The 17,651-nt window shown below is 72.6% G+C and carries 14 protein-coding genes; 6 read left to right on the top strand and 8 right to left on the bottom strand.

Annotation, left to right across the window (positions count from 1 at the left end):
* Positions 1 to 128: 128 nt before the first annotated feature.
* On the top strand, positions 129 to 674 hold the full coding sequence (locus ACIBBF_RS07325) for a septum formation family protein (RefSeq protein ID WP_397412015.1): 546 nt from the start codon (positions 129 to 131) through the stop codon (positions 672 to 674).
* Here the strand turns inward: ACIBBF_RS07325 and ACIBBF_RS07320 are convergent.
* Positions 655 to 1,887 (bottom strand): MFS transporter, encoded by a 1,233-nt coding sequence (locus tag ACIBBF_RS07320; protein WP_397412013.1) that lies wholly within the window; start codon positions 1,885 to 1,887, stop codon positions 655 to 657. The genes ACIBBF_RS07325 and ACIBBF_RS07320 overlap by 20 nt on opposite strands.
* A gap of 267 nt (positions 1,888 to 2,154) precedes the next feature.
* Here ACIBBF_RS07320 and ACIBBF_RS07315 point away from each other — a divergent pair, with 267 nt between their 5' ends.
* Positions 2,155 to 4,461 (top strand): immune inhibitor A domain-containing protein, encoded by a 2,307-nt coding sequence (locus tag ACIBBF_RS07315; protein WP_397412011.1) that lies wholly within the window; start codon positions 2,155 to 2,157, stop codon positions 4,459 to 4,461.
* A 99-nt stretch (positions 4,462 to 4,560) separates the two neighbouring features.
* Complete coding sequence (locus ACIBBF_RS07310) at positions 4,561 to 5,541, top strand: Gfo/Idh/MocA family protein (protein ID WP_397412009.1); 981 nt, start codon at positions 4,561 to 4,563, stop codon at positions 5,539 to 5,541.
* Between the two features lie 47 nt (positions 5,542 to 5,588).
* On the opposite strand, the gene ACIBBF_RS07305 is transcribed toward ACIBBF_RS07310, so the two are convergent.
* A complete protein-coding gene (locus ACIBBF_RS07305; protein WP_397412007.1) occupies positions 5,589 to 5,897 on the bottom strand; it encodes an ArsR/SmtB family transcription factor in 309 nt (102 codons plus the stop codon).
* A 63-nt stretch (positions 5,898 to 5,960) separates the two neighbouring features.
* Between ACIBBF_RS07305 and ACIBBF_RS07300 the strand changes: the two genes are divergently transcribed.
* Positions 5,961 to 7,154 carry an MFS transporter gene (locus tag ACIBBF_RS07300; protein ID WP_397412005.1) on the top strand — a complete coding sequence of 398 codons (1,194 nt, stop codon included), beginning with the start codon at positions 5,961 to 5,963 and terminating at the stop codon, positions 7,152 to 7,154.
* A gap of 68 nt (positions 7,155 to 7,222) precedes the next feature.
* On the opposite strand, the gene ACIBBF_RS07295 is transcribed toward ACIBBF_RS07300, so the two are convergent.
* The 5 genes from ACIBBF_RS07295 to ACIBBF_RS07275 form a co-directional block, all read right to left on the bottom strand.
* A complete protein-coding gene (locus ACIBBF_RS07295) occupies positions 7,223 to 8,050 on the bottom strand; it encodes an amino acid ABC transporter ATP-binding protein (RefSeq protein ID WP_397412003.1) in 828 nt (275 codons plus the stop codon).
* Positions 8,037 to 8,696 carry an amino acid ABC transporter permease gene (locus ACIBBF_RS07290; RefSeq protein WP_397412001.1) on the bottom strand — a complete coding sequence of 220 codons (660 nt, stop codon included), beginning with the start codon at positions 8,694 to 8,696 and terminating at the stop codon, positions 8,037 to 8,039. The genes ACIBBF_RS07295 and ACIBBF_RS07290 overlap by 14 nt, the downstream gene beginning before the upstream one ends.
* Positions 8,697 to 8,699: 3 nt before the next feature.
* Positions 8,700 to 9,494, bottom strand: a complete 795-nt coding sequence (locus ACIBBF_RS07285) for an amino acid ABC transporter substrate-binding protein (protein ID WP_397412000.1) — start codon at positions 9,492 to 9,494, stop codon at positions 8,700 to 8,702.
* 77 nt (positions 9,495 to 9,571) lie between these two features.
* Positions 9,572 to 10,540, bottom strand: a complete 969-nt coding sequence (locus ACIBBF_RS07280; RefSeq protein ID WP_397411998.1) for an AraC family transcriptional regulator — start codon at positions 10,538 to 10,540, stop codon at positions 9,572 to 9,574.
* The gene (locus ACIBBF_RS07275) at positions 10,537 to 11,472 is read right to left on the bottom strand and encodes a cation diffusion facilitator family transporter (RefSeq protein ID WP_397411996.1); all 936 of its coding nucleotides are present in this window, start codon (positions 11,470 to 11,472) and stop codon (positions 10,537 to 10,539) included. The genes ACIBBF_RS07280 and ACIBBF_RS07275 overlap by 4 nt, the downstream gene beginning before the upstream one ends.
* A gap of 216 nt (positions 11,473 to 11,688) precedes the next feature.
* Here ACIBBF_RS07275 and ACIBBF_RS07270 point away from each other — a divergent pair, with 216 nt between their 5' ends.
* The gene (locus ACIBBF_RS07270) at positions 11,689 to 12,657 is read left to right on the top strand and encodes a class I SAM-dependent methyltransferase (protein ID WP_397411994.1); all 969 of its coding nucleotides are present in this window, start codon (positions 11,689 to 11,691) and stop codon (positions 12,655 to 12,657) included.
* 507 nt (positions 12,658 to 13,164) lie between these two features.
* Here ACIBBF_RS07270 and ACIBBF_RS07265 read toward each other — a convergent pair.
* A complete protein-coding gene (locus tag ACIBBF_RS07265; RefSeq protein ID WP_397411992.1) occupies positions 13,165 to 16,560 on the bottom strand; it encodes a S41 family peptidase in 3,396 nt (1,131 codons plus the stop codon).
* A gap of 194 nt (positions 16,561 to 16,754) precedes the next feature.
* Here ACIBBF_RS07265 and ACIBBF_RS07260 point away from each other — a divergent pair, with 194 nt between their 5' ends.
* Positions 16,755 to 17,645, top strand: a complete 891-nt coding sequence (locus ACIBBF_RS07260) for an ABC transporter ATP-binding protein (protein WP_397411990.1) — start codon at positions 16,755 to 16,757, stop codon at positions 17,643 to 17,645.
* Positions 17,646 to 17,651: the final 6 nt, after the last annotated feature.

The raw sequence follows: 17,651 nt of genomic DNA, 5'->3' as shown, positions 1-17,651 counted from the left end.
AGGCGGGGTCGTGACCGGATCGTTGCCGTTCCGGAGCCGGTGTGTCAGTGGCGGACGGTACTTTTCCCGGGCGGCCGTCCCGCCGCCCCGCCGGCGTGCGCCGTCGGGCACATCCTGAGGAAGAGTCGATGAACCGTACTGTCCGTCCCGCCCGCCTGCTGGTGGCCGCGGCCGCCGCCACCGTATCGCTGACCCTGCTGACCGGCTGCGGTGTGCTCGACCAGATCACGTCGGGTGGCGACGCGCCGCGTGACGAGCCGGGCGGCGAGATCACCGCCTCCGCCGAGGCGGACGCGTTCCAGATCCTGAAGGGCGACTGCATCGACCTGGAGGCGCTCGACGGGTACGGCGACGCCGCGGAGGGCGAGGAGTACGAGGTCGAGACGGTTCCCGTGGTCCCGTGCGCCGAGCCGCACACGGGCGAGGTCTTCGCCGAGCTGGTCATGGACACCGACGAGTACCCGGGCGACGAGGGCATGTCGAAGAAGTTCGACGAGTGGTGCTACGCCGAGTTCGGCAAGTTCGTGGGGCTGTCCTACGACGAGTCGCAGTACGGCTACACCGGCTTCTACCCGACCCAGGACACCTGGGAGCAGCTCGACGACCGCACCCTCCAGTGCATCATCAGCTCCGAGGAGCCCGTGACGGGCACCCTCAAGGGCGCCGCGAAGTAGCGGCCCCGCGGGCGGCGGCGCGCGCCGCCGCCCACAGGTCCGCCCCGAGCACCGCCAGCGCGGCGAGCACGAACACGGCCCCGACCAGGGGCACCGTCGTGACGCCGGCGGTGGCGACCACCAGCGCGCCGAGCGCCGACCCGGCGCCGATCCCGATGTTGAACACCGAGCTGGAGATCGCGGTCGCGGACTCGGTGGCGCCCGGGGCGACCCGCAGCGACAGGAAGGACAGGGCGGGCGGGATGGCGCTGAACGCCAGCCCGAACAGGGCCAGCCCGACCAGCGCGAGGGCCGGGACGTGGCCCAGGGTCCGGAGCAGCAGCAGCGCGCCGGTCAGCGCGACGAGTGCCACGACCACGGTGTGCCACGGCCGCCTGTCGAGCACCTGACCGATGAGCAGGGTGCCGGCCAGGCCCGCGGCGCCCTGGCCCAGCAGCAGTGCGCTGAGGTAGCGGTCGGGGAAGCCCGCCGTCTCCAGCAGAAACTGCGTGACGAACGTGATCATCATGAAACCGCCGGTCACGAGCAGCACGGTGACGACCAGGAGCATCACGAAGCGGCGCAGGTCCGGGTGGGTGCCGCGCGCGGTGCCGCTCTGCTCGGCGTCGACGTTCGGCATGGAGACGGCCATGGTGACGCACGCGACCAGGCTGACCGCGGAGAACAGCAGGAAGGCCGTGCGCCAGCTCGTCTGCTGGCCCACCCAGGTGCCGAGCGGCACGCCGAGCAGCGGCGCGAGCGAGTTGCCGACCGCGAGCCGCGCGATCATCTTGCCCCGCACGGCGGGGGCGAACAGGCTCGCGGCGGCCGGGGTGACGATGGACCAGAACAGCGCCTGGCCCAGCGCCGTGACCATGCGTGCCGCCATGAGGTCGGCGTAGCCGATCGCGAAGGCCGACCACAGCGAGCCGACGGCGCAGACCGCGGTGGTCGCCGCGAGCACCCAGCGGCGCTGGAACCGCCGCGTGAGGCGGGTCAGCGGCAGGGACGCCACGACCACGACGACGGCGTACGCCGTGACGAGCAGTCCGATCTCGGAGGTGCTGCGGCCCAGGTCGGGCGCGATGAGGGTGAGCAGGCCGCCGGGGAGGTTCTCCGCCGTGACGAAGGTGAAGGCGCTGACGCTGAGCGCGACCAGTGCGACGATCGCGCGGCGCTGGTCCACCGGGGGAGCGGCGAACTCCGCGGCGGCGGTGGGCCTGTTCGAGGTCATGCATTCTCCGGGGAGTGGGAGCGGCGCTGTGAGAGCGGGCCGGTCCGGACCCGGCGACGGGTGGGCACTCGGCAACGCCAAGGTACGCGGGATCGAACCGATTCGGCACCCGCATACCCGGACAACTGGGTGAACCTGGCGTGTGTCCTAGGCAACATTGTCGTAATATTTCCCTGGTTTCCTCCTCCGTGGACAAAGGTGTCCAGCAGGTCCGGCGACCCGTACGTACCTCCTCGTCCCGGACGCGGCTCTCTTCACGGAGGAAAGATGAACTCTCGTATCTGTGCAGTCGGCGCGGGAGCAGCACTGCTGCTCTCGGCCGCCGTCGTACCGATCACCGCTTCCGCGGCACCGCCCGTCGAGGAGCCGCCGCAGCAGGCGGCCCCGGCCAAGGAGGACAACCGCCCGGACGCCCTGGCCGAGAAGCAGACCGAGCGGCGGCAGCTCGCCGTCGACATGGTCGCCACCGGCGAGGCCAAGGTCGAGACCCGCGGCACGGGCAAGCACCGGTCCAAGGTCGTGGAGATCTCCCCGCGCGAGTACGTGGAGTACGGGGTCGAGGAGACGGCGCAGCTCTTCAGCATCCTCGTGGACTTCGGTGACGAGGTCGACGAGCGCTACCCGGACGCCACCGCGGGCCCGGTGCACAACTCGATCCCGGAGCCGGCGGCGGACGACAACTCCACCTACTGGGAGTCCGACTTCTCCCGCGAGCACTACCAGGAGATGTTCTTCACCGGCCTGGAGGACCAGGACGGCGAGTCGTTCGCGGGCATCTACGACGAGATGTCGTCAGGCCGGTTCGACCTGCAGGGCGACGTGTCCGACTGGGTGACCGTGCCCTACAGCACGGCGTCCTACGGCACCACCGAGTCCGGCACGGACATGACGCGGTTCATCCAGGACACCGCGGACGCCTGGTACGACCAGCAGGTCGCGGCGGGCAAGAGCGCCGAGGAGATCGAGGCGTACCTGCAGTCGTTCGACGTCTGGGACCGCTACGACCTGGACGGCGACGGCATCACCAACGAGCCCGACGGCTACATCGACCACTTCCAGGCGATCCACGCCGGCGAGGGCGAGGAGGCCGGTGCGCCCGAGGAGGCCATCTGGTCGCACCGCTGGTCGGTCAACCAGGGCGGCTTCGGCACGGACGGCCCGGCCGACTACCCGAAGGTGGGCGGCATCAAGATCGGTGACTCCGACATCTGGATCCGCGACTACACCACGGAGCCGGAGAACGGCGGCCTCGGCGTCTTCGCGCACGAGTTCGGGCACGACCTCGGCCTGCCCGACTACTACGACACCGCGGGCGGCGAGAACGGCACCGGGTACTGGAACCTCATGAGCTCCGGCTCGTGGATGGGCCACGGTGACGGGACCATCGGCACCACGCCGAACCACATGGGTGCCACGGAGAAGCTGTTCCTGGGCTGGCTCGACTACGAGACGGTGGAGCCCGGCGAGACCGAGCGCGTCAAGCTCGGCCCGTCGTTCCACGCCACGACGCGCGCGCAGGCCGCGATCGTGAACCTGCCGGACGGCGTCGAGCAGGTCGACCTCGGCATCGCACCCTTCGACGGGCAGTTCGTGTACTCCGGTACCGGCAACGACCTGAACAACACGATCACGTCGCCCTCGTTCACCGTGCCGGACGGCGCCTCGCTGACCGCCAAGGTGCAGTACGACATCGAGGTGGACTACGACTACGCGTTCGCCGAGGTCTCGACGGACGGCGGTTCCACCTGGACCGCGCTGGCGAACAACCTGTCGACGGACGAGGACCCGAACGGCACCAACCCCGGCGCCGGCATCACCGGTAGCTCGGACGGCGCGTGGGTGGACCTGACCGCGGACCTGGCGGACTACGCGGGCGAGACGGCGCAGGTCCGGTTCCGCTACTCCAGCGACGGCGGCACCAACGAGACCGGCATCCTGGTCGACGACGTCGCCGTGGGCGACGCGCTGACCGAGGACTTCTCCGACGTCGCCGACTGGACCGTCGACGGCTTCACCACGGTCGGTGCCGACGGCACCTACGAGGTCGCCTACCAGCACTACTACGTGGCCGAGAACCGCGTCTACGGCGGCTACGACCAGACGCTGAAGACCGGTCCGTACAACTTCGGCTGGAGCTTCACCAACAGCAACAAGGTGGAGCACTACCCGTACCAGGACGGCCTGCTGATCTGGTACGTGAACAGCCTGTACGGCGACAACAACACGTCGCAGCACGAGGGCGGCGGCCAGGCGCTGCCGGTCGACGCCCGCCCGCAGGTGCTGAAGTGGTCGGACGGCACCATCGCCCGGAACCGCATCCAGTCCTTCGACGCGACGTTCGGCCGCGAGAAGACGGACGCGATCTCGCTGCACCGCGAGGTGTCGGCCACGTCGCTCACGACCCTGCGGCAGGGCAAGCAGAGCCCGGCCTGGGTCTTCGACGACACCGACCCCGAGGCCTACTGGGACGCGGAGAACCCGCGTCACTCGGTGAAGGTCGGCGGCACGGGCACCACCATCAAGGTGCTGACCCAGGACGCCCGGACGGGTCACATGACCATCCAGGTCAACTGATCCGTCACTGAGCAGCACACGCCAGGAGAGCGCCCGTCCGGTCCTGACCGGGCGGGCGCTCTGGCGTCGTCGGGCCGGTGCGGGACTACCCTTCGGGGCATGACACACCTGCGATGGGGCATCCTGGCGGCCGGCGGGATCGCCGCGAGCTTCACGTCCGACCTGAACGACAACGGCTTCACCGTGCAGGCGGTGGGGTCCCGATCCCTGGAGAAGGCTCGCGCGTTCGCCGACCGGTTCGGCATCCCGACGGCGCACGGCTCCTACGAGAACCTGGTGGACGACCCCGAGGTCGACATCGTCTACGTGGCCACGCCGCACCCGATGCACGCCGAGGCGGCGAAGCTCGTGCTGGAGGCCGGCAAGCACGTGCTTGTCGAGAAGCCGTTCACGCTCAACGCCGCGGAGGCGCGCGAGATCGCGGAGCTCGCCGAGGCCAAGGGTCTGGTGGCGCTGGAGGCCATGTGGACCCGGTTCCTGCCGCACATGGCACGCGTGCGCGAGATCATCGCCTCGGGCGTGCTCGGTGAGGTGCGCACCCTCCTGGTGGACCACACCCAGGACCTGCCCGACGACCCGGCCCACCGCATCAACGACCTGGCCCTGGGCGGCGGCTCGCTGCTCGACCTGGGCATCTACCCGGTCTCGTTCGCGTGGGACCTGTTCGGCGAGCCGCTCACGATCCAGTCGCACGCGACGTTCAAGGAGACCGGCGCGGACGCCACGATCGCGACGATCTTCGGGTACGACGGCGCCCGGGTCGCGACCACGGTGTCGGCGTCCGACACCCGGGGTCCCAACCGGGCCTCGATCCTGGGCACCGAGGGGCGCATCGAGATCGACGCGACCTGGTACAACCCCTCCACGGTGCACGTCTACGACGCGTCGGGCACCGAGACCGAGACCTTCACCGCCGAGGTGACCGGTCGCGGCATGCACTTCCAGGCCGCCGAGGCAGAGCGCCTGGTCGCGGCCGGCGAGCTGGACAGCCCGCTGCTCCCGCGCGCCGAGACGGTGGCCATCATGGCCACCCTGGACGAGATCCGCTCCCAGATCGGCCTGACCTACCCGGGCGAATAGCGCGCCCAGGACGCCGAGATCTGGCGGTGCGCCACCGGATCTCGGCGTCAGGCGTCGCCCAGAACCGCCTCGATCAGGCCCGGGAACTTCTCGTCCAGCTCGTCCTTGCGGAGCTGGATGGTGTGCGTGCGGCCGTGCACCACCGTGCGCGTGACCCCGGACTCCCGCAGCGTGCGGAAGTGGTGGGACATCGTCGACTTCGAGAGGTTCAGGTCTCCCCAGACCTCGGGCGTCTTGGCGCACGGCTGGCCGTCGCCGAGCCTACGCACGATCTGCAGGCGTGCCGGGTCGGCCAGGGCGCGGAGCACGTCGACGAGCTCGACCTCGGCCATGTCGGGACTCGGGAAGTCACTCATCGTCCACCTGCACCTCGTCGCAATCGTTCGACAGGCGTCGAACGATTGGCTACGCTCAACCGTATGACGCTCATCGAACGATCTTACTCGCTGCGTGGCGCCTACCTCCGGATCGCCCTGATCTCCGCAGCTCTGTTCGTGGTCGGCACCAACGCCTTCGTCATCGCGGGCGTGCTCCCGCAGATCGCGACGGGTCTCGGCGCGTCCACCAGCTCCGTCAGCTACTCCATCTCCTGGTACGCCATCATCGTCGCCGTCCTCGCGCCGGTGGTCTCCGTGCTGTGCGCCCGAACGTCACGTGCCGCGCTGATGGGCGCCGGCATGGGGCTCATCGCCGGAGGAATCGCCCTGTCGGCGATCGCGGGCGACCTCACGCTCTTCACGGCGGGCCGGGTCGTCGCCGCGCTGGGCGGCGCCGCGCTCGTGCCCGCGGCGATGGCCGCGGCCCCCACGCTCGTGCCTGCCGAGCAGCGCGGGCGTGCGCTCGGCGTCGTCGGGTTCGGCTTCATCCTGGCGACGGCCGTCGGCTCGCCGCTGGGCACGGCCCTCGCGGCGCTGGGAAGCTGGCGGCTCGCGCTCGGCATCCTGGCGGCGCTCGCGGCGGTGCTGGCCCTGGCGGTGCTGGTCCTCACGCGGGACGTACCGACCGGCGTCGTGCCCGGGCTCGCCGCCCGGTTCGCGGTGCTGCGCGACGTCCGGATCGGCCTCGCCCTGATGACGACCCTGCTGTTCACCGCCGCGTTCAACATGGTGTACATCTTCAGCTCCGCCGTGACGGAGAGCGTGACCGGTGGCAGCGGCACGTCGCTGGCGACGCTCCTGCTGGTCTTCGGCGTGGCGGGCGTGGTCGGCAACTGGCTGGGCGGGTCGCTCACCGACCGCTTCGGGGCACGGCCCACGGCGCTCGCCGCCCTCGCGGGGGTGGCGGTCTCCCTCGCCGCGCTCTACGCGGTCGAGGGCTCGTACGTGGGGACCGCGGTCCTCTTCGGCGTGTGGGGCCTGGCCACCGCCGCGGCCCTCGTCCCGATCCAGCACCGGCTGGTCGACGTCGATCCCGCCGTCGCCGGGGTCTCCCTGTCCTGGTACTCCACGGCCATGTACATCGGGATCGCGCTCGCCCCCGTCGTGGGGGCGTCGGTGCTGCCCCACGGTGCGGCGTGGCTCGACCTGCTCGGTGCCGCGGCGGCCGCCGCGGCGTTCGGGGTCTTCGCCCTCGGCTACGTGGTGCGACGCCGCGTCGCGCCGGTCGTCGCCTAGCCCCCGGCCGGGCGCACGGTCACCGCGTGGTCCCGTGCGCCCGGCCTGGCGGGCTCAGTCGGGCGGGCTCAGTCGAGCGGGTGGAGGATCCGGTCGAGGAACCGGCGCGTGCGCTCCTCGGCGGGTGCGGTGAAGATCTGCTCCGGCGTGCCCTGCTCGACCACCACGCCACCGTCGAGGAACAGCACCTGGCTGGCCACCTGCCGGGCGAAGGACAGCTCGTGGGTCACCACCACCATGGTCCAGCCCTCGTCGGCGAGCTCCTTCATCACGGTCAACACCTCGCCCACCAGCTCGGGGTCGAGGGCCGACGTCGGCTCGTCGAACAGCAGCAGGTCGGGCTGGAGGGCGAGCGCGCGGACGATGCCGACGCGCTGCTGCTGACCGCCGGACAGCTCGTGCGGGTACGCGTCGCGCTTCTCGAGGAGCCCCACCCGGGCCAGCAGCTCCTCGGCGCGACCGACGGCCGTCGCACGCGGAACACGCTGGACCTGCGTGGGGCCCTCGACCACGTTCTCCAGCACGGTGCGGTGCGGGAACAGGTTGTGGTGCTGGAACACCATCGCGGACCGGTCGCGCAGCGCGGCCCGGTCGGCCTTGGCTGCCGCCCGCGCGGCACGGCCCGTGAACCAGCCGGACCCCGTCGCGGCCGCCTGTGCGCCGAAGTCGACCACCGGGCCGCCGTCGAGCTCCAGCACGCCGGCGTCGGGGGTCTCCAGGCCGTTGAGCGAGCGCAGCACCGTGGTCTTGCCGCTCCCGGACGCGCCGATCAGCGCGACGACGTCGCCCCGCCGCACGTCCAGGTCCACGCCGCGCAGCACGTGGTTGCTGCCGAACGACTTGTGGATGCCGCGGGCGGTCAGGAGGCTGCCGGCGGGGCGGTCAGTGGGCGACATAGCGGTCCAGCCTCTTCTCGAGCGCGTTCTGGCCGGTGGAGAGCACGGTGCAGAACATCCAGTAGATCAGGGCCGCCTCGGTGTAGATCACCATGAACTCGTTGCTGAACGCCGCGATCTCCTGTGCCCGGCGGAACATCTCGGTGACCAGGATGAGCGTGGCCAGCGAGGTGTCCTTGACGAGCGAGATGAACGTGTTGGACAGGGGTGGCACCGACACCCGCGCGGCCTGCGGCAGGATGATCCGGCCGAGGGTCCGGGCCGGCGACATGCCCACGGTCCAGCCGGCCTCCCACTGCCCCTTGGGCACCGACAGGATGGCGGCACGGACCACCTCGGCCGCGTAGCCGCCGACGTTCATGGAGAACGCGATGATCGCGCTGGGCCACGGTTCGATCCGGACACCGAGCTCCGGCAGGCCGTAGAAGATGATGAAGAGCTGCACCAGGAGCGGCGTGCCGCGGATCAGCGAGATGTAAGCGCGGCCGATCCACGACACCACCGGGTTCGGTGACAGCCGCAGCAGGGCCACGACGAGCGCCAGCACCAGCCCGATCGCGAACGAGACGACGGCGAGCGGGATGGTGCCGGTGAGGCCGCCGCTCAGGAGCGGCCAGAAGGAGTCGGCGACGAGCTGCCAGTCCATGGACTACTCGGACACGTCCTCGCCGAAGTACTTCTCGCCGAGCTCCGCGAGGGTACCGTCGGCGCGCAGGTCGGCCAGGGCGCCGTCGATCGCCTCGGCGAGGGCCTCGTTCTCCGGCGTGACGACGAACGCGGACTGCGACTCCTCCTCGGTCTCCGCGGCGACCTTGATGCCCGAGGCGTCCTCGGTGTTGGCGTAGTCGAGGTACGTCAGGCTGTCGTTGATCGTCGCGTCGACGCGGCCCTGCTCCAGCAGCGCCACGGCCTGGGCCCAGCCCTCGACCGCCTCGACGGTCGCGCCGCTCTCCTCGGCGAGCTCGTTCCAGTTGCTCGTCAGGGACTGCGCGCTGGTCTTGCCGTCGAGGTCCTCGAAGCCCTGGATGTCGTTGTTGTCCGCGGCCACCACGAGCACGCCGGTGGACACGGTGTACGGCGCCGAGAACAGGTAGTCGGCCTCGCGCTCCGGGGTGATGGTCACCTGGTTCGCGATGGTGTCGAAGCGGCCGGCGTCCAGACCCGCGAAGATCGCGTCCCACTGGGTCTCCTGGAACTCGATCTCCAGACCCAGGTTCTCGGCGACGGCCTGGGCGATCTCGACGTCGTACCCGACCAGCTCGCCGGACTCGTCGTGGAAGCTGAACGGGCGGTAGGTGCCCTCCGTGGCGACGACCAGGGTGTCGCCCGACAGGCCGAGCTCGTCGCCGGCGCCGCCGGACTCGCCGGAGCTGCCGCAGCCGGTCAGGGCCAGGAGGGCAGCCGAGGCTGCGGCGGCCGAGAGGAGGGCGCGGTTGCGAGACATGAAGGCTCCGTTCGATGGTCGTGACATATCGGTCGTGCCGATGTGTGCCCCAAAACTAGCCGATGGCAGGGGTGAACTCACGCTCGTCCTCCGTGACGTTCACCGCGGCGCCAGCGGTCGGGCGTGATCCCGTACCGGTCCTTGAAGCGTCGGACCAGATAGGTGGCGTCCCGCAGCCCGGTCCGGGCGGCCACCACACCGAGCGGCAGGTCGGTGTCGCGCAGGAGCCGGCGCACCTCGGTCAGGCGTCGCTCGGTGATCCAGTCGAGCAGGGTCCGCTCCGTGCGCTCCCGGACCACCGTGGTCAGGTGGCCGGGGGTGTAGCCCAGCGCACGGGCGACGTCGGCCGCCGAGACCGGCTCGCGGAACGTCGCCTCGATCTCCTCGAAGACACGGGTGACCAGCGGGTCCGGCGACGCGGGGGCGGACGGCGCGAGCCGGGCCGCCCCGACGAGGATCCGGGTCAGCAGGGCCGACGCCGCCTCGCGCGCGCCGACCCGGCCCGGTTCCGCCAGCTCCTCGGCGAGCTCCGTCAGCCAGGCCGACCAGCGAGGCCGGTCGGCCGCGGGGACGTTGGCGCTCGGTCCGGCGGCCGCGCCGTCACCGGCCATGCCTGCCGCGGTGCCGGCGGCGCCGACCGCGAACAGTGCCAGGAGCGGGTGGTGCGCCCAGGCGAGCGGGGACACGGAGGCCAGCGACGGGACGGCGTCGGGCATGAACGAGACGCTCCAGGCGACGCAGTGCGCCAGGTCCGCGAGGCGTTCCGCACCGATCGCGCGGCCGGGCGGGACGGCGTGCACGTCGCCGTCGCGCAGCGGGGTGGGCCGTCCGCCCAGGCTGACCGTGCCCCCGCCCCGCTCGACGTAGACCAGCACGAGGAAGTCGTGCGCGTGCCGGTGGTCGGGCGGGAGGTGGGGATGGTCGGCCGTGGCGTCGACGCGGGTGACCCGTACGGGCGGTGTGCCCGGGCCCGCGGGGTGCCGGTAGACCGGGGTGCCGTCCGGGCGGAAGGTACGCAGCCGGTTGCCGGACGACGACGAGGTCACCGGGTGTCACCCCGGTCCTCCGGCACCGCCGGGGTGAGGACGGCGTCGACGATCTGCGGGGTCTGCTCCAGCTCACGCTCCAGCGCCCGCAGCCGCACCGCCACGCGGGACTCCGACTCCTCCCCGGGCAGGTCGATGCTGGCCACCAGCAGGATCTGCCGGGGTCCCACGAACTCCAGCCGCAGGTAGCCCACGTGGTCCACGCCGGGCAGCGCCTCGACCCGGGCGCGCACCGCCTGGTGGATCCGCTCGTCGGCCACCTCGCCCGTCAGGAACCGCCGGTTGCGGTCGAAGAGCACGAGCGCCACGACGCACAGCAGCACCCCGACCAGGACCGAGCCGATCGCGTCGTAGCGCGCGTCGCCCGTGACCTGGTGCAGCCCCATCCCGGCCGCGGCGATCACCAGGCCGGCCAGGGCCGCCGAGTCCTCCGCGAGCACGGCGCGCAGCGTCGGGTCGGAGGTCGCCAGCGCGTGGTCCAGGAGGTCGCGCCCGAGCGCCCGGGCCTCCGCGCGGGTGCGCCGGTACGCCTGCACGAACGAGACGCCCTCGAGGCAGAACGCGATGCCGAGAACCAGGTAGCCGACCGTGTACGACGTCGCCTCGCCCTCGGCCCCGAACTCCTGGATGCCGTGGTAGACCGAGACGACGCCACCGGCCACGAAGAGGCCGAGCGCGGCCAGCATGGACCAGACGTACGCCTCGCGGCCGTAGCCGAGCGGACGCTCCCGGTCCGGTGCCCGGGCCGCCTTGCGCTCCGCGACCAGCAGGAAGACCTCGTTCCCGGTGTCGGCCCAGGAGTGCGCCGCCTCCGCCACCATCGACGCCGAACCCGTCAGCACCGCGGCGAACGTCTTGGCCGTCGCCACCGCGAAGTTCGCGGCGAACGCGATCACCACCGTGAGTCCCGAGCCACCCCGGTCCTGTGCCATGCGTCCCCCTCTGCCTGCGGCGGTTCCGGCGTCGCCGCGCGTACGACGCTACCGCCGCCGGGCCCCGCCCGCCCGGTCCGGCGGTTGCGCGGGGAACGTGCGACCCGGCCGAGGAACGTGCGATCCGCACCGACTTTCGTCCAGTCAGTCACCCGAAGAATGTCTGATGCTGGGGAGGTACGCCGCACCCTCGCGGCACGGGTGGAAGGAACACGGATGGACCACGACACCGCAGGGCGGATCCGCGACGCACGCACCCGGGAGGAGCGTGACCGCGAGTTCCTTCCCGGCATGGGCAAGCCCTGGCTGCTGCCGCTCTACGACCTGTTCTCGCGCTTCTCCCAGGTGCGGCCGGTGCACGACCGCACGGCGGCGCTCGCCGACGTGGCGCCCGGCGAGTCCGTGCTCGACGTGGGCTGCGGCACGGCGAACCTGTCCCTCGCAGTGTTCCGCGCCCAGCCCGGCGCGCGGGTCACCGGGCTCGACCCCGACGGGGCCGCCCTGCGCATCGCAGCGCGCAAGGCCACCCGGCGCGGCGTCCCGCTCACCCTGGTGCAGGGTTTCGCGGACCGCCTCCCCGCCGAGGACGGGACGCTCGACCACATCGTGTCCGCGCTCGCCCTGCACCACGTGCCGGACGACGCCCGCGGCCGGTTCGGGCACGAGGCCTTCCGGGCGCTACGGGTGGGCGGGACGGTGACCCTCGCGGACTTCGGTGGTCCGGCGCACGGGCACGGGCAGGGGCAGGCGCAGGGGCAGGGGCACGGGCCGGGGCACGGGCATGGTGCCGACCGGGCGGGCGGCGCGGCCGGCGTCGGGCATGGAGCGCGGCGTGGCGGCGGCGCGACCGGCGATGCCGCGGCCGAGGCGGGCATGTCTGGGGCCGGGGGGCCTGGTGGTGGTCCTGGCGGTCCTGGCGGTCCTGGTGGTTCTGGTGGTGATGGTCTTGGTGGTGACGGTTCTGGTGGTGGGCACGACGCCCACTGGTACGGCCGCGTCCGCGGGCGCCGAGGGATGCGCCACGGCGGGCACTCGGCCGTGGCTGCCAACCCGCACACCGCCCGGAACCTCGGCGGCGGCCTCGTGCGCCTCCTCGCTGATGCCGGGTTCACCGACGCCCGCGAGGTGGCGCACATCGACCACCGCTACGGCCCGCTGACGATCGTGCAGGCCACGCGCCCCTGAGGTTCCTTCGAGGAGCACCGCGTGCTCGGTCGTCCGTCCGGCCCGGCGGAGCGTTCGGTCGCCTGCACCGGCCCGGCGCGGTGTTCGGTCGCTTGCCTCAGCTCAGCGGTGTCACCCGCGCCAGCCCAGCGTGGTGTTCGGTCACTTGCCTCAGCTCAGCGGTGTCACCCGCGCCAGCCCAGCGTGGTGTTCGGTCACTTGCCTCAGCTCAGCGGTGTCACCCGCCCCAGCCCAGCGTGGTGTTCGGTCACCTGCCCCAGAGCTGACGCTGTGTTCGGTCGCCTGCACCGAGATCGGTCCGGTGAGCGACCGATCTCGAGGCATCTGACCGAACTCTGCGGCCAGAACGGTGCAGGTGACCGAACTCTGCGGCCAGAGTGTGGTGCAGGTGACCGAACTTGCCGGTCGGAGTGGTGCAGGTGACCGGATTCGCCGGTCGGAGTGGTGCAGGTGACCGAACTCGCCAGTCAAGAACGGTGCAGGTGACCGACCACCCAGGAGCCCCGGCTACGCGCGGCGGACCCGTGGCTCCGGCAGTGCCGGGGCCACGGCGGCGGGCCGCTCCTCCAGCCGGCGGAAGGCCTCGGCGATCCCCGCGTCGAGCTGCGGGTCGACGTCGGAGAAGTAGTCGGCCGGCGTGTGCCGCACCTCGATATCGGGGTCCACGCCGTGGTTCTCCACGCCGAAGCCCTTGCCGTCCAGCCAGAACGAGTACCGGGGCTGGGTGATCCCCGTGCCGTCCACCAGCCCGAACCGGCCGTCGATGCCGATCACGCCACCCCAGGTACGGACCCCGACCACCGGACCGACGCCGAGCGCCTGCGCGGCGGCGTTCACGATGTCGCCGTCCGACCCCGCGTACTCGTTGGTGACCAGCACGACAGGTCCGCGCGGAGCACGGCTCGGATAGGTCTCCGGTCGGTCGTAGTACCGGTTCAGCTCCCAGCCCGCGACGCGTGCCGCCAGGCGGGCGATCACGAGCTGCGAGGTGTGCCCGCCCCCGTTGAACCGGACGTCCACCACGACGCCCTCGCGGTCGGTGGCCAGCCGCAGGTCGCGGTGGAGCTGCGCCCAGCCCGTGCTCACCATGTCCGGCACGTGCACGTACCCGAGGCGCCCGCCCGACTTCTCGGCCACGTACTGGCGGCGCGACCGTACCCAGTCCTGGTAGCGCAGGTCGGACTCGTCGGCGAGCGGCACCACCACGACACGGCGGTCGGTGTGCGAGGCCGTGCCGTCGCCGGAACCGTCGGCCGCCGGGCGACGCAGCGTGAGCTCGACCGGGGTCTCGGCCGCGCCGAGCAGGCTCGCGGCCGGGCCGGCCACCGGGTCCACGGGCCGCCCGTCGACGGCCACGATCAGGTCGCCCGGCCGCGCGTCGACACCGGCCGCGCGCAGCGGCGACCGGGCCCCCGGGTCGGACGACTCGCTCGGCAGCACCCGCTCGATGCGCCAGCCCTCGGCGGTGCGGGCGAGGTCCGCGCCGAGCAGGCCGAGCCGGCGGGAGGTGTCGCCGCGCTCGCCGGGGCCGTGCACGTACGCGTGCGAGGTGTTGAGCTCCGCGACGGTCTCCCAGAGCACGTCCTCCAGGTCGTCGTGCGTCGCGACCCGGTCCACGAGCGGCCGCCAGCGAGCCACCACGCCGGCCCAGTCGACGCCGTCCATGTCTTCGCGCCAGAAGTGGTCGCGCATGATCCGGGCGTTCTCGTCGAACATCTGGTGCCACTGCGCGCGGGGGTCCACCTCGTAGCGCAGGCGGGACAGGTCGATGTCGAACGCGGTCGGGTCGTCGTCGCCGGGCTTGCTCGTCGCCGACTGCGTGCTGAGGTCGGAACCGGACCGGACGACGATGCGCTCGCCGTCACCGGACACCGCGTAGGCGTGCACCTTCTCCGCGACGTCGGTGGCCTTGCGGGCCTCGAACGACCAGAACTGCAGCACGTTCGGCACCGGGTCCTCGTCCGTCCCCGCGTGCCGGGAGCCGAGCACGCCCGCGTCGTCGGTCTCGTGCACCCAGAGCACGCCACCCTTGGCGGCGAGCAGGTCGCGGTAGCGGCCCGACGTCACCGGGAACGGGACGACGCGCTCCTCCGCGCCGTCGGCGTCGAGGTCGGGGGAGACGACGCCGTCGTCCGCCTGGCCGGCGCCCTGCTCGCCGTCCGTGTTCCCGTCGGTCTGCTTCTCTTCCTGCTTGTTCTCGTCCGGCTTGGCAAGCCGCCAGCCGTCGGCGCTCGGGCCGAAGGGCGCCGGCTCGGTCGCCGCGAGCGGGATGAGCCACGGCCGCGTGGCGGCACTGAACGACAGTGCGAACTCGTGGGAGTCGTAGGACGGGTCGAACGTGCGGTCCGAGAGGAACACCAGGTACTTGCCGTCGTCACTGAACGCCGGCGAGAAGTCGTGGAACCGGCCGGAGGTCAGTGCCGTCACGACGGGCTGCTCGGCGTGCAGGTCGGCCACCAGGATCTGGTGGTGGTCGCCCACGTTGCCCGTCGGGCTCGACCACGCGAGGTACCGCCCGTCCGGCGAGAACACCGGCGACTCCGCCTCGCCGTTGGCCGACCGGCCGAGCGAGGTGATGGTCCCCGGTGCCACGTCGGAGTCGCCGTCCGGGACGGCGACGAGGCTGATCCGGCCGTCGTGCGACACGGCCGCGACCCGGTCGCCGGCCGGGCTGGCCGCGAGGTGCAGCACCCGGCCGAGCTCGCCGTCCGCGAGGCGGAGCGGCGCCGTGTCCGGGACGTCGCCGGACGCCCCGGGCAGGGTGTGGACCTCCAGCGCGTCCTCCCTGCTCACGCCGTCCACGGTGGTGCGCGGCGCGTCCGTCACCACCACCGCGCGGCCGGTGTCGCCGAGCAGCACGGGCTCACGGACGCGCACCGACGGGTCGGCGACCAGCGCACGGGCCGGGCCCGCGCGATGGGTGACCCAGTAGGCGGTACCGAACCAGCCCACGACGCTCGCGTCCCCCGTCCGGTCGACGGCGAGGCCGTCGACCGGCACCCGCGACGACCCGGGTTCCGTCGAGTACGGCTGGGGTAGTGCCCCGGTGAGCGTGATGTCGAGCCGGCGCGGGGCGCCGTCCAGCTCGTCGAGCAGCCAGAGGTCGCCGCGGCTGTGCCAGACGATGCGCGACCCGTCCGACGTCGCGTCGCGGACGTAGCCCTCGGCCTCGGTCTGGAAGGTGAGCTGCCGGGGTTCCGGGGTGCCGGTCGCGCCCGCCAGGCCGTCGAGCGTCCACAGGTTGGCCTGCTCGTCGGCGTGGTCGGGGAAGGTGGCGGCCCGGTCCGAGGTGAACACCAGCGTGTCACCGATCCAGATCGGGTCGTAGACCCCGGCCTCCTCGGCGGGCAGCGGGCGCTGCCAGTCCTCCCCGCCGCGGTCGAGCCACAGCACCGACGCCGTGCCACCCCGGTACCGCTTCCAGAGGGCGGGCGTGCGGTAGCCGGCGGAGACCAGCGCGGTCGTGCGGGCGCCGTCCGGGCCCACGTGCTGCGCCACGCCCCAGGCCGGGCCGTAGCGCGGGGTCTCGACGGTGCCGTCGAGCCCGACCGCGCGCACCACCGTGAGCGAGCGCTCGTGCGTCCCGGCGTTGGACGACACGAGCACCCGGCCGGCGTCGTCCCAGCCGAGCACGGTCATGGCGTTCCCGCCGAACCAGGTCAGGCGCCGGGTGGCACCGTCGGACAGCTCGACCACGTAGGCCTCGGGGTGGCCGTCCCGGTGGGACACGTACGCGAGCCGCGTGCCGTCGGGCGCGAACCGGGGGGTCGTCGCGGGTGCGTGATCGCTGGTCAGGCGCCATGCCCGCCCGCCGGAGACCGGGGCGAGCCAGACGTCGTCGTCGGCTACGAAGGCGACCTGGTCGCCGTGGACGTGGGGATACCGGAGATAGGCCTGGGTCACTCCGTCAACGTACTCGGGGGGTCCGACACCCGTCATCGGAAATCGCTCTGAGCGGCACGTCCACCGTCCACATCGTGGTCTCACATCATGGAACGGTCTGTTGCGGGTCACGCATCGTCCTGTTCTATGTGGGCCATCGACAGTGCTGACGACAGCCGTCCGCCGCACCGACCGAGCGCAAGGGATGGACAACGATGGTTCTGCCCACCACGGCGTCCGCGGCGCGGCCCGCCGACCCGGCAGACCCGGTCGGCGGCGCGGACGCCGGCCCCGCGCTCCCCGTCCGCCTCGACGGCGTGGCCCGCGTGTTCGCCGCGCCGGGCCGCTCGTCCGCAGCGCGCGACCGGAGGCCGGGCGGCCGTCCCGTGCTCGACGGCGTCGACCTGGAGGTGGCACGGGGCGAGATCGTGGCCGTGCTCGGCCCCTCCGGCTGCGGCAAGTCGACCCTGCTGCGCCAGGTCAGCGGCCTGGACAGGCCGACGTCGGGCAGCGTGACGATCGACGGGACGCCCGTCGCGGGTGCCGACCCGCGCACCGCCGTCGCCTTCCAGGAGCCGCGCCTGCTGCCGTGGCGGACGCTCACGCAGAACGTCGCTCTCGGCCTGCCGCCCGGCACGGCGCAGGCCGTCGGGCGCGAGCGCGTCGCGCGCCTGCTCGACCTGGTGGGGCTCGCCGCGTCCGCCGGGCTGCGGCCGCGGCAGGTCTCGGGCGGCATGGCGCAGCGCGCCTCGCTCGCCCGGGCGCTCGCGCGCAACCCCGGCGTCCTGCTGCTCGACGAACCGTTCGGCGCGCTGGACGCGCTGACCCGCCTGCGGATGCAGGACCTGCTGCTCGACGTGCACGCCGCGCGGCCCGCGACGGTCCTCCTGGTCACCCACGACGTCGAGGAGGCGCTCTACCTCGCCGACCGGGTGGTGCTGCTGCGCACCCTGTCGGACGGCGGGCCGGACGCCGCGGCCCGGAGCATCGCCCGGATCGTGGACGTGCCGGGTGACCGCCCCCGCGACCGCGCCGCCCGCGACCTGGCCGAGCTCCGCGCGGAGCTGCTCGACGGTCTCGGCGTGGCCACCCATCACGCCCGCTGAGCCCGC

Source organism: Promicromonospora sp. NPDC050880 (genome assembly GCF_044456525.1).
Classification (GTDB): domain Bacteria; phylum Actinomycetota; class Actinomycetes; order Actinomycetales; family Cellulomonadaceae; genus Promicromonospora.
The sequence above is the reverse complement of the archived record's forward strand: the minus strand, read 5'-3'. Positions and strand labels throughout refer to the sequence as shown.